The following is a 17,246-nucleotide window of genomic DNA, read 5'->3' on the forward strand; positions in this document are numbered from 1 at the left end:
TTCTTCATGGTGCAAGTGGCGCGTAAGCGGTGCATGAAGCGATCGCGGGGCAAGTCCGTTCGCACACCAATGGTGTTGATCAGGCTTGCCCCGCGAGACGTTTCAACGTCAGGGCTCAGTGTTCTTCCGCCTCGTCTTCATCCCCGCCATCGACATTCATCCCCAGCTCCTTGATCTTGCGCGTCAGGGTATTGCGTCCCCAGCCCAGCAGCACCGCGGCATCGCGACGGCGCCCAGCGGTGTGCTTGAGCGCGGTCTCGATCATGATCCGCTCGAAGCTCGGCACCGCGCTGTCGAGCAGGTTCGACTGGCCGCGGGCCAGGGCCTGGTCGGCCCACAGGCGCAGGGCCTGCTCCCAGTTGGTCACCGGCGCGGCATCCTGTGGCAGGTTGAGCAGCTCTGGCGGCAGGTCGCCGACCAGCACTTCGCGGCTGGAGGCCATGACGGTGATCCAGCGGCAGGTATTCTCCAGCTGGCGCACGTTGCCCGGCCAGGGCAGGTTGCGGATGAACGCTTCGGTTTCCGGCTTGAGCAGCTTGGGCTCCACTGCCAGCTCCTGGGCGGCACGGCCGAGGAAGTGGCGGGCCAGGGCCGGGATGTCCTCGCGGCGGTCGGCCAGGCGTGGGATGTGGATGCGGATCACGTTCAGGCGATGGAACAGGTCTTCGCGGAACTTGCCGGCGGTGACCAGCGACTCCAGGTTCTGGTGGGTGGCGGCGATGATGCGCACGTCCACCTTCACCGGCACATGGCCGCCGACCCGGTAGAACTCGCCATCGGCCAGCACCCGCAACAGGCGGGTCTGGGTGTCGGCGGGCATGTCGCCGATCTCGTCGAGGAACAGCGTGCCGCCATCGGCTTGTTCGAAGCGGCCGCGGCGCAGGCTGGCGGCGCCGGTGAAGGCGCCTTTCTCGTGGCCGAACAGCTCGGACTCCATCAGGTCCTTGGGGATCGCCGCCATGTTCAGGGCGATGAACGGCGCCGCCGCGCGCGGGCTGTGGCGGTGCAGGGCGTGGGCCACCAGCTCCTTGCCGGTGCCGGACTCGCCGTTGATCAGCACGGTGATGTTGGAGTGGCTGAGCCGGCCGATGGCGCGGAACACTTCCTGCATCGCCGGCGCCTCGCCGATGATCTCGGGTGTGCGGGCCAGGGCCAGGGGCTCATCCAGTGCCTGCTGCTCCTGGGCATGCTGGTTGGCACGCTTGACCAGCGAGACGGCCTCGTCGACGTCGAACGGCTTGGGCAGGTACTCGAACGCTCCTCCTTGATAGGAGGCCACGGCGCTGTCCAGGTCGGAGTGGGCAGTCATGATGATCACCGGCAGGCCGGGGTGCTGCTCGCGGATCTGTGCCAGCAGGTCGAGCCCGCTGGTGCCGGGCATGCGGATGTCGGAGATGATCACGTCCGGTTGCTGGCGGGCCAGTCGGCCCATCACGCCGTCGGCGCTGTCGAAGCTCTGGGTGGTCATGCCTTCCTGCTGCAGGGCCTTTTCCAGGACCCAGCGGATGGAGCGATCATCATCGACGATCCAGACGGTTTCACTTCGGCTCATGGGGCGATGGCTCCTTGTTCCAGGGGCAGGTAGATCGAGAACGCGGTATGCCCGGGGTGGCTCTCGCATTCGATCAGGCCCTGGTGCTGGCTGATGATGTTCTGGGTGATGGCCAGGCCCAGCCCGGTGCCGTCCGGGCGGCCGCTGACCATGGGATAGAAGAGGGTGTCCTGCAGTTCGGCGGGGATGCCTGGGCCGTTGTCGACGATCTCGACCCGCGCCACCAGGCGATGACGCACGTGGCCGATGGTGAACTGGCGCACCGCGCGGCTGCGCAGGGTGATACGTCCCAGGCGCAGCTCGTTCTGCCCGCCGATGGCCTGCATGGCGTTGCGCACGATATTGAGCACGGCCTGGATCATCTGCTCGGGGTCGACCAGCACGTCCGGCAGGCTCGGGTCGTAGTCGCGGACCAGGGTGATACCACCTTGGCTTTCTGCCTCGACCAGGCTGCAGACGCGCTCCAGCACCTCGTGGATATTGGTCATGGCCAGCGCCGGCAGCTTGTTCGAGCCGAGCATGCGGTCGACCAGGTTACGCAGCCGGTCGGCTTCCTCGATGATCACGTTGGTGTAGTCGCGCAGGCCGTCCTCGGGCAGTTCGCGGGCCAGCAACTGCGCCGCGCCGCGGATTCCCCCGAGCGGGTTCTTGATCTCGTGGGCCAGGCCGCGCACCAGCATCTTGGTGGTTTCCTGCTTGCTCAGCTGGGCTTCTTCCTTGGTGATGCGCAGCAGGCGATCGCGGGGGTGCACCTCCAGCAGCAGCAAGGTCTGGCCTTGGTGCAGGATCGGTGTGACGGCATAGTCGACAGTGAGGGGCTGGCCGGTCAGCGAGGTCAACTGAGCTTCGCGCTTGGTGAACGGGTGTGCCTGTTCCACCGCCTGGCGCAGCGAGTTGAGCGCCTCGGCCGACTCGGTGAACAGTTCGCTGATGAACTGCCCATGGCTGCGCTGGCCGCTGACGGCGAGGAGCATCTCCGCAGCGGGGTTCATGTACTCCAGGCGCAGTTCGCCATTGAGCAGCAGGGTGGCTGTGGTCAGGTTGTCCAGGAGCAGACGGTGCTGAGCATCGCTGATGGTCATAAGGCGTCGTTGACCTCTTTTGGCACATTGGCGTCCCTGCCACTGAAGAAGGGCGCGCACGGATGACGTGCTGGATGCGATGAAAATGCAAGAAGCAAACCAAGGCTCCGAAAAGAAGCGGAAATTCCAGAGAAAGACCTGGGACTGCGCGATTTCGGCCCAGAAAACCTGGGTTTATCGATTCTTGTAAACCAGATTGGCTGCACGATCGAGCGCTGAGGCCTGAAAGTGCACCATTATGGAGCATAGGGTGGTCAGCGCACTTTGCACAGCTGCGTGGTGGCGCGAACCAGGGCAAGGTGGCGGACGGCATCATGGGTGCGTTGTTGCAGCGCCGCAGCCAGTTGGTCGGCGCAATCGTCCGGCGCACTCTGGTCGAAGCGGGCGAGGGCGCTCAGCAACTGTTCCTGCAACTGGTCCAGTGCCGGGCGAATGTCATTCCCCAGGTCACGGCGGGGCAGGTCAGGTGAGCGCTTGGCGCGGCGCCAGTTGTCGAGCAGGTGATATTGCAGGAGTTTGTTGGCCTCGATCTGGTCGGCGAAGAAGCCTTCGGCACGTTCAGGGGCCAGCTGGTAGTCCGCCGCTGCCTGGCGAGCGTCGCTCAGGACCTGGTGTTCACGGGCGCTGGCTTGTACTGGCTGTTGTCGATCCCATTTGTGCAATGCGACTGCCTCGGCGAGGTCCAGGCGGCGTTCGATGGTGGTTAGCAGCGGGTCCAGGGCAGGGTGGGTAGCGGGTGGTGTGGCGCAACCTGTCACGGCGGCGCAGCAGGTCAAGGCGAGGAGTGTGATACGCATGGTGATCTCCTAGGAAAGGTCGCGTCGAGTGTCGTCGCTGAATCGGTGATCGCGGATAAGCATTTTCCTTTGTTGATGGGTGAAAATAGAAACGGCCTCCCGAGGGAGGCCGTTTCAGTGCAGCGGGATCAGATCAGCAGCTGTAGTACAGCTCGTACTCCAGTGGGTGCACGAAGGTGCGGACCTTGATCTCTTCTTCGCTCTTCAGTTCGATGAAGGCATCGATGAAGTCGTCGGAGAACACGCCGCCCTTGGTCAGGAACGCACGGCCTTTGTCCAGCTCTTCCAGGGCCTCTTTCAGGCTGCCGCAAACCTGCGGAATGTCCTTGGCCTCTTCTGGCGGCAGGTCGTACAGGTTCTTGTCGGCAGCATCGCCTGGGTGGATCTTGTTCTGGATGCCGTCCAGGCCGGCCATCAGCAGGGCAGCGAAGGCCAGGTACGGGTTGGCCGACGGGTCCGGGAAGCGCGCTTCGATACGGCGTGCTTTCGGGCTGCCGACGTAGGGGATGCGGATCGAGGCGGAGCGGTTGCGTGCCGAGTAGGCCAGCATGACCGGGGCTTCGAAACCTGGGACCAGACGCTTGTAGGAGTTGGTCGACGGGTTGGTGAAGCCGTTCAGGGCCTTGCCGTGCTTGATGATGCCGCCGATGAAGTACAGGGCGGTGTCGGACAGACCGGCATAGCCTTCGCCGGCGAAGGTGTTCTTGCCGTCTTTCCAGATCGACATGTGCACGTGCATGCCCGAACCGTTGTCGCCGTACAGGGGCTTGGGCATGAAGGTGGCGGTACGGCCGTAAGCGTCGGCAACGTTGTGCACGACGTATTTCAGGGCCTGCACTTCGTCAGCCTTCTTCACCAGGGTGTTGAACTTGACGCCGATTTCGTTCTGGCCGGCAGTCGCCACTTCGTGGTGGTGAACTTCGACGGTCTGACCCATTTCTTCCAGTGCATTGCACATGGCGGTACGGATTTCGTGGTCGTGGTCGAACGGCGGAACCGGGAAGTAGCCGCCTTTGACGCCTGGGCGGTGGCCTTTGTTGCCGCCTTCCACGTCAGCGTCGGACATCCACGAGCCTTGCTCGGAGAAGATCTTGAACATCGAGCCGGAGATGTCCGACTTGAACTTCACTTCGTCGAAGATGAAGAACTCAGGCTCCGGGCCTGCGAACACGGTGTCACCGATGCCGGTGCTCTTGAGGTACTCTTCGGCGCGCTTGGCGATGCCGCGCGGGTCACGATCGTAGCCCTGCATGCTCGACGGGTCGACGATGTCGCAGGTGATGATCAGGGTCGGTTCTTCGGTGAACGGATCCAGCACGGCGGTCTCATCGACCGGCATCAGGATCATGTCGGAGGCTTCGATGCCTTTCCAGCCAGCGATGGAGGATCCGTCGAACATCTTGCCGACTTCGAAGAAGTCTTCGTCCAGGCCATCGCGCGCCGGCATGGTCACGTGATGCTGAACGCCTTTGGTGTCCGTGAAACGCAGATCAATCCACTTGACGTCATGATCTTTGATGAGTTGAACCGACTTCGACATATTGTCCTCCGGATGGTCTAGGGCGCTTGGCCGCGGCCCTGGAAAAAGGGTGTCGCCGGGCGCGGATAGTCGGCCAAGCTTACCTGCCTCACAAGAGAGCAAATTGCATGCCAGTGCTCGAAAATGGCGAGGCGGGGACAAAATCCGGCGCTGACGGGCATTTGGTGCGGGTGCTGATGCTGGCGGCGCACTCATATGATGCGCCCTGGGATTTAATTGCACTATTTTGGTGCGTTACTGAAAGGTGCAGGCCGTATCGCGGGGCGGTGATTGGCGTGGGAGCGGGCTTGCTCCGCGATAAGGCCGGTAGAGGCAACATAATTCGCACCGGCTGTACAAAATTGGTCAAAAGCTGAGCAATTTCCGCTATAATTCGCGCCCCCTATTTTCGGCAGGCCCTGCGCGCGCTGTTAACCCAATGAAACTTATCGTCAAAGTCTTCCCAGAGATCACCATCAAGAGCCGGCCGGTGCGCAAGCGCTTCATCCGCCAGCTCGGCAAGAACATCCGCGTCGTGCTCAAGGACCTCGATCCCGAGCTCGTGGTCGATGGTGTCTGGGACAATCTCGAGGTGGTCACCCGCGTCGAGGACGAGAAGATTCAGCGCGAAATGATCGAGCGCCTCACCTGCACCCCGGGTATCACCCACTTCCTGCAGGTCGAGGAGTACCCGCTGGGCGACTTCGACGACATCGTCGCCAAGTGCAAGCACCATTTCGGTCACCTGCTGGCCGGCAAGCGCTTCGCCGTGCGCTGCAAGCGTGGTGGCCACCATGACTTCACCTCGATGGATGTCGACCGTTATGTCGGCAGCCAGTTGCGCCAGCAGTGCGGCGCTTCCGGCATCGACCTGAAGAACCCGGAAGTCCTGGTCCGCATCGAAGTCCGCGACCAGCGCCTGTACGTCGTGCACAACCAGCACAACGGCATCGGCGGTTACCCGCTGGGTGCCCTGGAGCAGACCCTGGTGCTGATGTCCGGTGGTTTCGACTCCACCGTGGCGGCATACCAGATGATGCGCCGCGGTCTGATGACCCACTTCTGCTTCTTCAACCTCGGTGGCCGTGCCCACGAACTGGGCGTGATGGAAGTTGCCCACTACCTGTGGAAGAAGTTCGGCAGCAGCCAGCGCGTGCTGTTCATCAGCGTGCCGTTCGAGGAAGTGGTCGGCGAGATCCTCAACAAGGTCGACAACAGCTACATGGGCGTGACCCTCAAGCGCATGATGCTGCGCGCCGCCGCGCGCATGGCCGAGCGCCTGGAGATCGACGCCCTGGTCACCGGCGAGGCGATCTCCCAGGTTTCCAGCCAGACCCTGCCGAACCTGTCGATCATCGATTCGGCCACCGACAAGCTGGTACTGCGCCCGCTGCTGGCCAGCCACAAGCAGGACATCATCGACCAGGCCTACGCGATCGGCACCGCCGACTTCGCCAAGCACATGCCGGAATACTGCGGCGTGATCTCGGTGAATCCGACCACCCATGCCAAGCGTCACCGCATGGAGCATGAAGAGAAACAGTTCGAGATGGAGGTCCTGGAGCGAGCCATCGAGCGCGCCAAGTTCATCTCCATCGACCATGTGATCGACGAACTGGGCAAGGACATCGAAGTCGAGGAAGTGGGCGAGGCGCTGCCTGGCCAGATCGTCATCGACATTCGTCACCCCGATGCCCAGGAAGACGAACCTCTGGTGCTGGACGGAATCGAAGTCCAGGCCATGCCGTTCTACGCCATCAACAGCAAGTTCAAGCATCTGGACGCCAATCGCCAGTACTTGCTGTATTGCGACAAAGGTGTGATGAGCCGCTTGCACGCACACCACCTGCTCAGTGAGGGACATGCCAATGTGCGTGTTTATCGTCCGACATAAGACGCCAGGGCTGTATGGCGGCAGCATCCGCCATCGCCCTCCCGACCATCGGGCCCGCTGAGCCTCAAACCGTACATATTCGCCGCCTACACTGGTGGCAACCGAATCCTCTGATCGAGATACAGTTGTGATCGAAAATCTGCGTAACATCGCCATCATCGCCCACGTTGACCATGGTAAAACCACCCTGGTCGACAAACTCCTGCGCCAGTCCGGCACCCTGGAGCGTAACGAGCTCAACGACGAGCGCGTCATGGACTCCAACGACCAGGAAAAAGAGCGCGGTATTACCATTCTGGCGAAGAACACCGCCATCAACTGGAACGGCTACCACATCAACATCGTCGACACCCCCGGCCACGCCGACTTCGGTGGCGAGGTCGAGCGTGTGATGTCGATGGTCGACTCCGTGCTGCTGCTGGTCGACGCCCAGGACGGCCCGATGCCGCAAACCCGCTTCGTGACCAAGAAGGCCTTCGAAGCCGGCCTGAAGCCGATCGTCGTGATCAACAAGGTCGACCGCCCGGGCGCTCGTCCTGACTGGGTTCTGGACCAGATCTTCGACCTGTTCGACAACCTCGGCGCCACCGACGACCAGCTGGACTTCCAGGTTGTCTACGCCTCGGCCCTGAACGGCATCGCCGGTCTGGACCACACCGCCATGGCCGAAGACATGACCCCGCTGTACCAGTCGATCATCGACAACGTACCGGCGCCGTCCGTTGACCGTGATGGTCCGTTCCAGATGCAGATCTCTGCACTGGACTACAACAGCTTCCTCGGTGTTATCGGCGTTGGCCGTATCGCCCGTGGTCGCGTCAAGCCGAACACCCCGGTCGTCGCCATCGACACCAACGGCAAGAAGCGCAACGGCCGTATCCTGAAGCTGATGGGTCACCACGGCCTGCACCGTGTGGACGTCGAAGAAGCCCAGGCTGGCGACATCGTCTGCATCAGCGGCTTCGAAGAGCTGTTCATCTCCGACACCCTGTGCGACATCAACACCGTCGAGGCGATGAAGCCGCTGACCGTTGACGAGCCGACCGTTTCGATGACCTTCCAGGTCAACGACTCGCCGTTCTGCGGCAAGGAAGGCAAGTTCGTGACCTCCCGTAACATCAAGGAGCGTCTGGACAAAGAGCTGCTGTACAACGTGGCACTGCGCGTTGAAGAAGGCGACTCGGCCGACAAGTTCAAGGTTTCCGGCCGTGGTGAACTGCACCTGTCGGTACTGATCGAAACCATGCGCCGTGAAGGCTTCGAGATGGCCGTGGGCCGTCCTGAAGTGATCATCCGCGAAGAGAACGGCGTCAAGCAGGAGCCGTTCGAGAACGTCACCATCGACATCCCTGAAGACTCCCAGGGCAAGGTCATGGAAGAAATGGGCCTGCGTAAGGGCGACCTGACCAACATGGCGCCGGATGGCAAGGGCCGTGTTCGTCTGGAGTACAACGTACCGGCTCGCGGTCTGATCGGTTTCCGTAACCAGTTCCTGACCCTGACCAACGGTGCAGGCATCCTGACCTCGATCTTCGATCGCTACGACACCATGAAGCCAGGCCAGATGTCCGGTCGTCTGAACGGTGTTCTGGTTTCGATCGAGACCGGCAAGGCGCTGACCTACTCGCTGGAAACCCTGCAGGCTCGCGGCAAGCTGTTCATCGAGCACGGCCAGGACATCTACAACGGTCAGATCATCGGCCTGAACAGCCGTGACAACGACCTGGGCGTGAACCCGACCAAAGGCAAGAAGCTCGACAACATGCGTGCTTCGGGCAAGGACGAAGTCATCGCCCTGGTTCCGCCGGTTCGCCACACGCTGGAGCAGGCCCTGGAATTCATCCAGGACGACGAGCTGTGCGAAGTGACGCCTAAGTCGATCCGTCTGCGCAAGAAGATCCTGGACGAAGGCGAGCGTACCCGCGCTGCCAAGAAAGCCAAGAACTGATTGAGTTCAGGCTGAAATGAAAACGCCCCCGGTCGAAAGGCCGGGGGCGTTTTTGTTTGTCTTCGGGATGTCGGGCCGCTTTGCGCTCCGTCGCAGGCTATCGCCAGCTCCCACAGGGTTCTGCCGACATCATGCCCTGTCCATTCTCTGTTTGGGTAACCGACTTCGGCTCTAGCGCAAGCCCTGCCTGAGCTGCTGACTCCAGGCTTTTCACAATCTCTGTTTGGGATTGCTGACTCCAGGCTTTTCACAATCTCTGTTTGGGATTGCTGACCCCAGGCTTTTCACAATCGCTGTTTGGGATTGCTGACTCCAGGCTTTTCACAATCTCTGTTTGGGATTGCTGACTCCAGGCTTTTCACAATCTCTGTTTGGGATTGCTGACCCCAGGCTTTTCACAATCTCTGTTTGGGATTGCTGACTCCAGGCTTTTCACAATCGCTGTTTGGGATTGCTGACTCCAGGCTTTTCACAATCGCTGTTTGGGATTGCTGACTCCAGGCTTTTCACAATCGCTGTTTGGGATTGCTGGCTCCAGGCTTTTCACAATCTCTGTTTGGGATTGCTGACTCCAGGCTTTTCACAATCGCTGTTTGGGATTGCTGGCTCCAGGCTTTTCACAATCTCTGTTTGGGATTGCTGGCTCCAGGCTTTTCACAATCTCTGTTTGGGATTGCTGACTCCAGGCTTTTCACAATCGCTGTTTGGGATTGCTGGCTCCAGGCTTTTCACAATCGCTGTTTGGGATTGCTGGCTCCAGGCTTTTCACAATCTCTGTTTGGGATTGCTGACTCCAGGCTTTTCACAGTCGCTGTTTGGGATTGCTGATCCGGGCCTTTCACAGTCTCTGTTTGGGTTGCTGATCCAGGCCTTTCACAATCTCTGTGGGAGCTGGCGACAGCCTGCGACGGGCTGCGACGGGCTGCGGGGATACTTGAAGGCTTAACGTCCGACTGCCTTGGGCTTGTACGCGCAATACCCTGGCCGCGGCCCGATCCTGGGGTGGTTGCGGCAAGTGTCCGGACGCTTGTCGTAGATGGTGCACAGCCGGCTCTTGCGATCCAGGTACATGCAGTCATCGTTGCTCATCCGGGTCAGGGTGAAGATCCCCGACTTCTGGTTGAAGCGCTCGATGATGCCTTCCTTCTGCAGGCGCTTGGCAACGTTCTTCGGCGGTTCGTCCTTCTCGAATTCGTCCACCACTCCGATGCGGATCAGATCCTTGATCTTCACCTCCACCGGCAGGGTGCAACAGGTCGAGTGGCAGCCACCGCACATGTGGCTGGCATAACGCTGCCAAGTTTCCAGGCGGTCGACTTCGGCGGCGGCGATCAGGGTCGTTTTCATCGTTATAGGGGGCGCATCACGGTCTTGGGGCGCGCGATCATACCGGAGTTGTTCAATTTGTGAACAACCTTTTGCCTGATTTCCGCCGTCCGGGTGAAAACCGCGAACCGTGGCTGCCACTCCATGTCAGAGCGTCTAGGCTGAACAATCTTCCCGCGCTTTCGTCCACTTGCCCGAGGATGCCCCATGTCCCAGGAACCCAAAGCCCGTGACGCCAAGGCCCAGCAAGAAGAGGTGGCCGCTTTTCGCGCCGCTGTACTGGCCAAGCTGACCTACGCGGTCGGCAAGGACCCGGAACATGCCTTCGATCACGACTGGTTCGAAGCCATCGCCCTGGCGGCCCGCGACCACATGGTCGACCACTGGATGGACCATACCCGCCAGGCCTACCGCCGTAGCCAGAAGCGTGTTTATTACCTTTCCCTCGAGTTCCTCATCGGTCGGCTGCTGTACGACAGCCTGAGCAACCTCGGCTACCTGGAGATCGCCCGCGAGGCCCTGGAAGGGCTGGACGTGGACCTGGAGCGCATCCGCCTGCTCGAGCCGGACGCCGCACTGGGCAACGGCGGCCTCGGGCGTCTGGCGGCGTGCTTCATGGAAAGCATGTCGACCTTGGGCATCGCCGCCCATGGCTATGGCATCCGTTATGAGCACGGACTGTTCCGCCAGGCGCTGGTTGAGGGTTGGCAGCAGGAGCAGACCGAGAACTGGCTGGATTTCGGCAACCCCTGGGAGTTCGAGCGGGCCGAGGTGATCTACCCGATCAGCTTTGGCGGCAGTGTCGAGACCGTGTACGAGAACAATGGCCAGCAGCGCCAGGTATGGTGGCCGGGCGAGACGGTGCGGGCGGTGGCCTACGATACCCCGGTGGTCGGCTGGCGTGGCGCCAGCGTCAACACCCTGCGCCTGTGGCGGGCCCGGGCGCTGGAGGAGCTGCACCTGGAGCGCTTCAACGCCGGCGACCACCTGGGGGCCGTCGCCGAAGTGGCGCGGGCCGAGAGCATCTCGCGGGTGCTGTACCCGGCCGACAGCACCGAGGCGGGGCAGGAGCTGCGCCTGCGCCAGGAGTTTTTCTTCGTCTCGGCTTCGCTGCAGGACCTGCTGCGGCGCCACCTGAACATGCACGACAACCTGCTCAACCTGCCGGATGCCGCCGCCATCCAGCTCAACGACACCCATCCGTCGATCGCGGTGGCCGAATTGATGCGGCTGCTGGTCGACCAGCACGAGATTCCCTGGGACACGGCCTGGCAGCTCACCGTCGGCACCCTGGCCTATACCAACCACACGCTGCTGCCCGAGGCCCTGGAGACCTGGCCGGTGGCGCTGATGGAGCGGATGCTGCCGCGGCACATGCAGATCATCTACCTGATCAACGCCTACCACATCGACGCCTTGCGGGCCAAAGGCCTGCATGATTTCGACGTGCTGCGGGCAGTGTCGCTGATCGAGGAGGACAACGGTCGCCGGGTACGCATGGGCAACCTGGCGTTTCTCGGCTCGCACAGCGTCAACGGCGTGTCGGCGCTGCACAGCAAACTGATGAAGAGCACGGTGTTCGCCGAGTTGCACAAGCTCTACCCACAACGGATCAACAACAAGACCAACGGCATCACCTTCCGCCGTTGGTTGTACCAGGCCAACCCGTCGCTCACCTCGATGCTGGTCGAGGCCCTGGGGGCGGACGTGCTGGACAATCCCGAAGGCAAGCTCAAGGCGTTGGCGCCGTTCGCCGACAAGGCCGCGTTCCGCAGGCAATTCGCCGCCCAGCGCCTGCACAGCAAGCGGGCGCTGGCCAGCATCATCCAGGACCGGCTCGGCGTTACGGTCAATCCCGAGGCGTTGTTCGACGTGCAGGTCAAGCGTATCCACGAGTACAAGCGCCAACTGCTCAATCTGCTGCACACCGTGGCCCTGTACCAGGCCATGCGCAACGATCCGGGCACCGACTGGGTGCCGCGGGTGAAGCTCTTCGCCGGCAAGGCCGCGGCGAGTTATCAGCAGGCCAAGCTGATCATCAAGCTGGCCAACGATATCGCCCGAGTGGTCAATAACGACCCGACCGTGCGCGGTCTGCTCAAGGTGGTGTTCCTGCCCAACTACAACGTCAGCCTGGCCGAGAGCATCATTCCGGCGGCCGACCTGTCCGAGCAGATCTCCACCGCCGGCTACGAGGCATCGGGTACCAGCAACATGAAGTTCGGGCTCAACGGCGCGCTGACCATCGGCACCCTGGACGGCGCCAACGTTGAAATGTGCGAGCAGGTCGGCGCCGAGAACATGTTCATCTTCGGCCTGACCGCGCAGCAGGTGGAGGCACGCCGGCGCTCCGGCGATTTCGGCGCCAGTGCCGCGATCGCGGCCTCGGGGCGCCTGGGCGATGTGCTGCAGGCGATCCGCAGCGGGGTGTTTTCGCCAGATGACCCGTCGCGCTATGTCGGATTGGTCGACGGCCTGGTCGCCTATGACCGCTTCCTGGTGTGCGCCGATTTCGATGCCTATTGGGATGCCCAGCGGCGGGTCGAGGAACTGTGGCACGCGCCGCAGGAATGGTGGCGCATGGCGGTGCTCAATACTGCGCGGATGGGCTGGTTTTCATCCGACCGGACCATTCGCGAATATGCCACCGAAATCTGGAAGGCGCTGGATTGATGTCGGCGCTGCAGGAGCGGGCAACCGACCATCGGCCGGATACTTGCTGAACTCAAGTCCCGAAGTCGAGTCTCTTTGCTCGCTAGCCTGCAACTCTCCCTGTAAACTGCGGGGGTTTTCTCCCCCTTTTCCTTTCGGAGCCATACATGTCCCGCGTTACCCTGAGTCGCTATCTGATTGAGCAGACCCGCAGCAACAACACCCCTGCCGATCTGCGCTTCCTGATCGAAGTGGTGGCGCGTGCGTGCAAGGAGATCAGCCACCACGTGTCCAAGGGCGCCCTCGGCGGCGTGCTGGGCAGCATGGGCACCGAGAACGTGCAGGGCGAAGTGCAGAAGAAGCTCGACGTGATCTCCAACGACATCCTGCTCGAGGCCAACGAGTGGGGCGGCCACCTGGCCGGCATGGCGTCCGAGGAAATGGACAACGCCTACCAGATCCCGGGCAAGTATCCGAAAGGCGCCTACCTGCTGGTCTTCGACCCGCTGGACGGTTCGTCGAACATCGACGTCAACGTCTCGGTCGGTACCATCTTCTCGGTACTGCGTTGCCCCAACGAATACCTGAGCCAGAACGAAACCCTGAACGAAAACGCCTTCCTGCAGCCAGGCACCCAGCAGGTCGCCGCCGGTTACGCCATCTACGGCCCGCAGACCATGCTGATCCTGACCCTGGGCAACGGCGTCAAGGGCTTCACCCTGGATCGTGAACTGGGCAGCTTCGTCCTGACCCACGAGAACATCCGCGTACCGGAAAGCACCGCCGAGTTCGCCATCAACATGTCCAACCAGCGTCACTGGGAAGCCCCGGTACAGCGCTACGTGGGCGAGCTGCTGGCCGGCGAGACCGGTCCGCTGAAGAAGAACTACAACATGCGCTGGATCGCCTCGATGGTGGCTGACGTGCACCGCATCCTGACCCGTGGCGGTCTGTTCATGTACCCGCGCGATGCCCGCGAGCCGAGCAAGCCGGGCAAGCTGCGCCTGATGTACGAAGCCAACCCGATGTCGTTCATCATCGAACAGGCTGGCGGCGCCTCGACCAACGGCTACGACCGGATCCTCGACATCAAGCCGGACAGCCTGCACCAGCGTGTGTCGGTGATCCTCGGCTCGAAGGAAGAGGTAGAGCGCGTCACCGCCTACCACAAGGAGTAAGTCATGCTCGCACCTTGGCAGCCGTTGCTGGAGTGGTGGTTCGGTTGGGGCACCAGTGCCCAGGCCGTGGCTGACGAGAAGAACACGCTGTGGTTCGGCAAGCACCATGATGTCGATGCCCATGCCCTGTTCGGCGACCTGGTCGAGCAGGCCCTGGCGGGCGGGCTCGACGAGTGGCAGCAGAGTCCGCAGGGCTGGCTCGGTCTGCTGATCCTGCTCGATCAATTGCCGCGTATGATCCATCGCGACACGCCACGCGCCTTCGAGGGCGATCGGCGGGCGCAGGTGGTGGCCATGCAGGGGCTGCAGAAGAACTGGGACTACCAGTTGCTGCCGATCCAGCGGGTGTTCGTGCTGCTGGTGCTGGAGCATGCCGAGGTGCTCGACTGGCAGAACCTGTGCGTCGAGCGCTATAAGTCGCTGCTGGACGAGCAGCCGGAAGCCAACCGTCGGTTGTTCGAAGGCTTCCTCGACTATGCCGAGCAGCACCAGCGGGTGATTGCCCGCTTCGGTCGCTTCCCGCACCGCAACTTGGTGCTGGGGCGTCCGAGCACCAGTGAAGAGATGGACTTCCTGCTGGAGCCCGGTTCGCGGTTCTGAGCCGAGTAACGTGGCAGCGGGCTTGCCCCGCTCCCACGTTTTCAGAGCCTTGAGCTATCCATCCTGTGCTTCAATCGCGACCTGTTGCAGGCACGCAAAGTGCCTTGCTGCTTCTGCTCCCTTTCCCTGATTGCGCGTATCGGCCACGGCTGTCCAGCCACTGCACAAGGCACCAATCGTTTGCGCGCCAGTCGACCAATGGCGGATGACGAAAACCTTGGCTGGCAGGGAACCGCGGAGCTGTTTTCCCTTCTAAGCTCCCTGCAGGTCCTCGTGCCTGTGCATCCACCTCCAGGAGTGTCCCCCATGTCGTTGCGTTCCCTCGCCCTGTTGTCCTTGTGCGTCGTCCTGACTGCCTGCAGCAAGATCAACCAGGAAAACTATTCCAAGCTCAAGGCCGGCATGAACAAGGCCGAAGTCGAGCAATTGCTCGGTACGCCGAAGGAGTGCTCGGGCGCGTTGGGCATGAGCAGCTGCACCTGGGGTGACGAGAAGAGCTTCATCAGCGTGCAGTATGCTGCCGACAAGGTCCTGATGTATTCCGGGCAGGGCCTCAAATGAGGCGTCTGCACCTGCTGCTGGGGATTTGCCTGGTGATGCTGCTCGGTGGCTGCGCTACCTCGGCCACCGATCCTCTGGCGCCGAAGACCGCAGGTGCGGTCGACCTCAAGCGTTATCAGGGCAAGTGGTTCGAGTTGGCACGCCTGCCGATGAAGTACCAGGAGGGCTGTGCCCAGTCCGAGGCCCACTACAACGTCAAGCCCGACGGCACCATGGGTGTGCTGAACCGCTGCCGTACCCTGGGTGACGAGTGGCTGCGCGCCGAAGGCCATGCCACCCCGCAGCAAGCCGGGCACACCGACAAATTGTGGGTGGAGTTCGACAACTGGTTCACCCGCCTGGTGCCTGGCGTGGCCAAGGGGCAGTACTGGATCCTGTATGTCGACGATCGCTACCGCAGCGCCGTTGTCGGCAGCCCGGACCACAAGTACCTGTGGATTCTGTCGCGCACGCCGTCGATGCCGGCGTGGGAGCGCGAGAGCCTGATGTCCAAGGCGCGTCAGCAGGGGTACGACACCAGCCGGCTGATCTGGCGCACGCCCGACAAGGACATTGTCGCCCGGCATTGAGTTTCAGGCCGGCGCAGTCTCTGTAGGAGCGGCCTCGTGTCGCGAAAGGGCCGCAAGGCGGCCCCGGCGATAGGTGCAACACTGAAGTTCTGTGGGGCGCTCCGCACCCCTTTCGCGAAACAAGGCCGCCTCTACAGCTAGCGCGCTTCAGGCGAGTAGCTGGCGCAGTACCTCCACAAACGCCGCTGCACTTTCCTCTTCCTGGGCATGCCGCCCCTGGCGCACCACCCATTGGCCGTTGACCATCACATCGCGTACCTGCCGGTCGCCGCCGGCGAACAGCCAGCGGTTGAGGATGGCGTCGCCGTCGGCCACGGCCAGGTATGGATCCTGTCCGTCCAACACCAGCCAGTCCGCACGTCGGCCGGCCGCCAGTTCGCCGACCGGTTGCCCCAGTGCCTGGGCACCGCCGCTCAGGGCAGCGTCGTACAGCGTGCGCCCGACCATCGGCTGGTCGGCACGATACAGCCGGTTGCGGCGCTGGTCGCGCAGGCGCTGGCCGTACTCCAGCCAGCGCAGTTCCTCGACCACGCTCAGTGACACGTGGCTGTCCGAGCCGATCCCCAGTCGCCCGCCCTGGGCCAGGTAGTCCACGGCCGGGAAGATACCGTCGCCCAGGTTCGCCTCGGTGGTCAGGCACAGGCCGGCCACCGCGCCGCTGCGAGCCATGGCGGCGACTTCGTCGGGCTCGGCGTGGGTGGCGTGGACCAGGCACCAGCGCGCGTCCACCTCGGTGTGCTCGTACAGCCATTGCAGCGGGCGGCGACCGCTCCAGGCCAGGCAGTCGTCGACCTCCTTCTGCTGTTCGGCAATGTGGATGTGCACCGGACAGGTCGTGTCACTGGCGCCCAGAACCTCGGCGATCTGTCCTGGAGTGACCGCGCGCAGGGAGTGGAAGCACAAGCCCAGCTGTTGCGCGGGCTGCTGCGCCAGCAGTGGTTGCAGCTGCTGTTGCAGGCGCAGGTACTGTTCGGTGCTGTTGATGAAGCGGCGTTGCCCGTCGTTGGGCGCCTGGCCACCGAAGCCCGAGTGGCTGTAGAGCACCGGCAGCAAGGTCAGGCCGATGCCGCTGGCGGTAGCGGCGGCGCTGATGCGGCGCGACAGCTCGGCCGGGTCGGCGTAGCGCTGGCCGTGCTGGTCGTGGTGCACGTAGTGGAACTCGGCCACCGAGGTGTAGCCGGCCTTGAGCATCTCGATGTACAGCTGGCGGGCGATGACCTGCAACTGCCCGGGCGTGATCTGGCCGACCAGGCGGTACATCAGGTCGCGCCAGGTCCAGAAACTGTCGTTGGGATTGCCGGCCACTTCCGCCAACCCGGCCATGGCTCGTTGGAACGCGTGCGAATGCAGGTTGGGCATGCCCGGCAGCAGGGGACCGCCCAGGCGTTCGGCGCCCTCGGCACTGGCATCGGTGGTAACCGAGCTCAACCGGCCATCGGCGGCGACCTCCAGGCGGACGTTGCGGGACCAGCCCGTGGGCAGCAGGGCGCGTTCGGCGAAGTAGGCGGACATCGAGGCAAATCCTGTTATTGTTAACTTGTATATACATATACAGCCGTTTGCCTGCC

At 62.6% G+C, this 17,246-nt stretch carries 13 protein-coding genes; 7 read left to right on the plus strand and 6 right to left on the minus strand.

What is annotated here, in order from left to right; all coding sequences use genetic code 11:
* Nucleotides 1–115 precede the first annotated feature (115 nt).
* The 4 genes from ntrC to glnA form a co-directional block, all read right to left on the minus strand.
* The gene (gene ntrC / locus F3J43_RS11205; protein ID WP_166885799.1) at nt 116–1,552 is read right to left on the minus strand and encodes a nitrogen regulation protein NR(I); all 1,437 of its coding nucleotides are present in this window, start codon (nt 1,550–1,552) and stop codon (nt 116–118) included.
* Nucleotides 1,549–2,634 (minus strand): nitrogen regulation protein NR(II), encoded by a 1,086-nt coding sequence (gene glnL, locus F3J43_RS11210; protein ID WP_166885801.1) that lies wholly within the window; start codon nt 2,632–2,634, stop codon nt 1,549–1,551. The genes ntrC and glnL overlap by 4 nt, the downstream gene beginning before the upstream one ends.
* A gap of 254 nt (nt 2,635–2,888) precedes the next feature.
* Nucleotides 2,889–3,431 (minus strand): chorismate mutase, encoded by a 543-nt coding sequence (locus F3J43_RS11215; protein ID WP_166885803.1) that lies wholly within the window; start codon nt 3,429–3,431, stop codon nt 2,889–2,891.
* Nucleotides 3,432–3,564: 133 nt separating this feature from the next.
* The gene (gene glnA / locus F3J43_RS11220; RefSeq protein WP_166885805.1) at nt 3,565–4,971 is read right to left on the minus strand and encodes a type I glutamate--ammonia ligase; all 1,407 of its coding nucleotides are present in this window, start codon (nt 4,969–4,971) and stop codon (nt 3,565–3,567) included.
* A 418-nt stretch (nt 4,972–5,389) separates the two neighbouring features.
* On the opposite strand from glnA, the gene thiI reads away from it, so the two are divergent.
* Together thiI and typA are read left to right on the plus strand one after the other, a co-directional pair.
* A complete protein-coding gene (thiI, locus tag F3J43_RS11225) occupies nt 5,390–6,844 on the plus strand; it encodes a tRNA uracil 4-sulfurtransferase ThiI (protein ID WP_166885807.1) in 1,455 nt (484 codons plus the stop codon).
* A 127-nt stretch (nt 6,845–6,971) separates the two neighbouring features.
* Nucleotides 6,972–8,792: a translational GTPase TypA gene (typA, locus tag F3J43_RS11230; protein ID WP_166885809.1), complete on the plus strand. Its 1,821-nt coding sequence runs from the start codon at nt 6,972–6,974 to the stop codon at nt 8,790–8,792.
* A gap of 942 nt (nt 8,793–9,734) precedes the next feature.
* Here the strand turns inward: typA and F3J43_RS11235 are convergent.
* Entirely contained in the window at nt 9,735–10,139 is a 405-nt protein-coding gene (locus F3J43_RS11235) for a YkgJ family cysteine cluster protein (protein WP_166885811.1), read from the minus strand.
* 186 nt (nt 10,140–10,325) lie between these two features.
* Between F3J43_RS11235 and F3J43_RS11240 the strand changes: the two genes are divergently transcribed.
* From F3J43_RS11240 to F3J43_RS11260, 5 genes are all read left to right on the plus strand, one after another.
* Complete coding sequence (locus F3J43_RS11240; protein WP_166885813.1) at nt 10,326–12,791, plus strand: glycogen/starch/alpha-glucan phosphorylase; 2,466 nt, start codon at nt 10,326–10,328, stop codon at nt 12,789–12,791.
* 146 nt (nt 12,792–12,937) lie between these two features.
* Nucleotides 12,938–13,948 carry a class 1 fructose-bisphosphatase gene (locus F3J43_RS11245; protein WP_166885815.1) on the plus strand — a complete coding sequence of 337 codons (1,011 nt, stop codon included), beginning with the start codon at nt 12,938–12,940 and terminating at the stop codon, nt 13,946–13,948.
* A 3-nt stretch (nt 13,949–13,951) separates the two neighbouring features.
* On the plus strand, nt 13,952–14,548 hold the full coding sequence (locus tag F3J43_RS11250) for a DUF924 family protein (RefSeq protein WP_166885818.1): 597 nt from the start codon (nt 13,952–13,954) through the stop codon (nt 14,546–14,548).
* 306 nt (nt 14,549–14,854) lie between these two features.
* Nucleotides 14,855–15,109, plus strand: a complete 255-nt coding sequence (gene bamE, locus F3J43_RS11255; RefSeq protein WP_011536093.1) for an outer membrane protein assembly factor BamE domain-containing protein — start codon at nt 14,855–14,857, stop codon at nt 15,107–15,109.
* Nucleotides 15,106–15,678 carry a lipocalin family protein gene (locus F3J43_RS11260; protein WP_166885820.1) on the plus strand — a complete coding sequence of 191 codons (573 nt, stop codon included), beginning with the start codon at nt 15,106–15,108 and terminating at the stop codon, nt 15,676–15,678. The genes bamE and F3J43_RS11260 overlap by 4 nt, the downstream gene beginning before the upstream one ends.
* A gap of 147 nt (nt 15,679–15,825) precedes the next feature.
* Here F3J43_RS11260 and F3J43_RS11265 read toward each other — a convergent pair whose 3' ends face one another.
* Nucleotides 15,826–17,190: a formimidoylglutamate deiminase gene (locus F3J43_RS11265; protein ID WP_166885822.1), complete on the minus strand. Its 1,365-nt coding sequence runs from the start codon at nt 17,188–17,190 to the stop codon at nt 15,826–15,828.
* Nucleotides 17,191–17,246 lie beyond the last annotated feature (56 nt).

Origin of the sequence: Pantoea sp. Cy-639 (assembly GCF_011752525.1) — a bacterium.
Lineage (GTDB): Bacteria > Pseudomonadota > Gammaproteobacteria > Pseudomonadales > Pseudomonadaceae > Aquipseudomonas.

Excerpts from the sequence above, each read along its gene's own strand:
- ntrC (WP_166885799.1), bottom strand. The coding sequence starts at position 1,552 with ATGAGCCGAAGTGAAACCGTCTGGATCGTCGATGATGATCGCTCCATC.
- F3J43_RS11215 (WP_166885803.1), bottom strand. The coding sequence starts at position 3,431 with ATGCGTATCACACTCCTCGCCTTGACCTGCTGCGCCGCCGTGACAGGT.
- glnA (WP_166885805.1), bottom strand. The coding sequence starts at position 4,971 with ATGTCGAAGTCGGTTCAACTCATCAAAGATCATGACGTCAAGTGGATT.
- F3J43_RS11235 (WP_166885811.1), bottom strand. The coding sequence starts at position 10,139 with ATGAAAACGACCCTGATCGCCGCCGCCGAAGTCGACCGCCTGGAAACT.
- thiI (WP_166885807.1), top strand. The coding sequence starts at position 5,390 with ATGAAACTTATCGTCAAAGTCTTCCCAGAGATCACCATCAAGAGCCGG.
- F3J43_RS11245 (WP_166885815.1), top strand. The coding sequence starts at position 12,938 with ATGTCCCGCGTTACCCTGAGTCGCTATCTGATTGAGCAGACCCGCAGC.
- glnL (WP_166885801.1), bottom strand. The coding sequence starts at position 2,634 with ATGACCATCAGCGATGCTCAGCACCGTCTGCTCCTGGACAACCTGACC.
- F3J43_RS11260 (WP_166885820.1), top strand. The coding sequence starts at position 15,106 with ATGAGGCGTCTGCACCTGCTGCTGGGGATTTGCCTGGTGATGCTGCTC.
- F3J43_RS11240 (WP_166885813.1), top strand. The coding sequence starts at position 10,326 with ATGTCCCAGGAACCCAAAGCCCGTGACGCCAAGGCCCAGCAAGAAGAG.
- F3J43_RS11250 (WP_166885818.1), top strand. The coding sequence starts at position 13,952 with ATGCTCGCACCTTGGCAGCCGTTGCTGGAGTGGTGGTTCGGTTGGGGC.
- F3J43_RS11265 (WP_166885822.1), bottom strand. The coding sequence starts at position 17,190 with ATGTCCGCCTACTTCGCCGAACGCGCCCTGCTGCCCACGGGCTGGTCC.
- bamE (WP_011536093.1), top strand. The coding sequence starts at position 14,855 with ATGTCGTTGCGTTCCCTCGCCCTGTTGTCCTTGTGCGTCGTCCTGACT.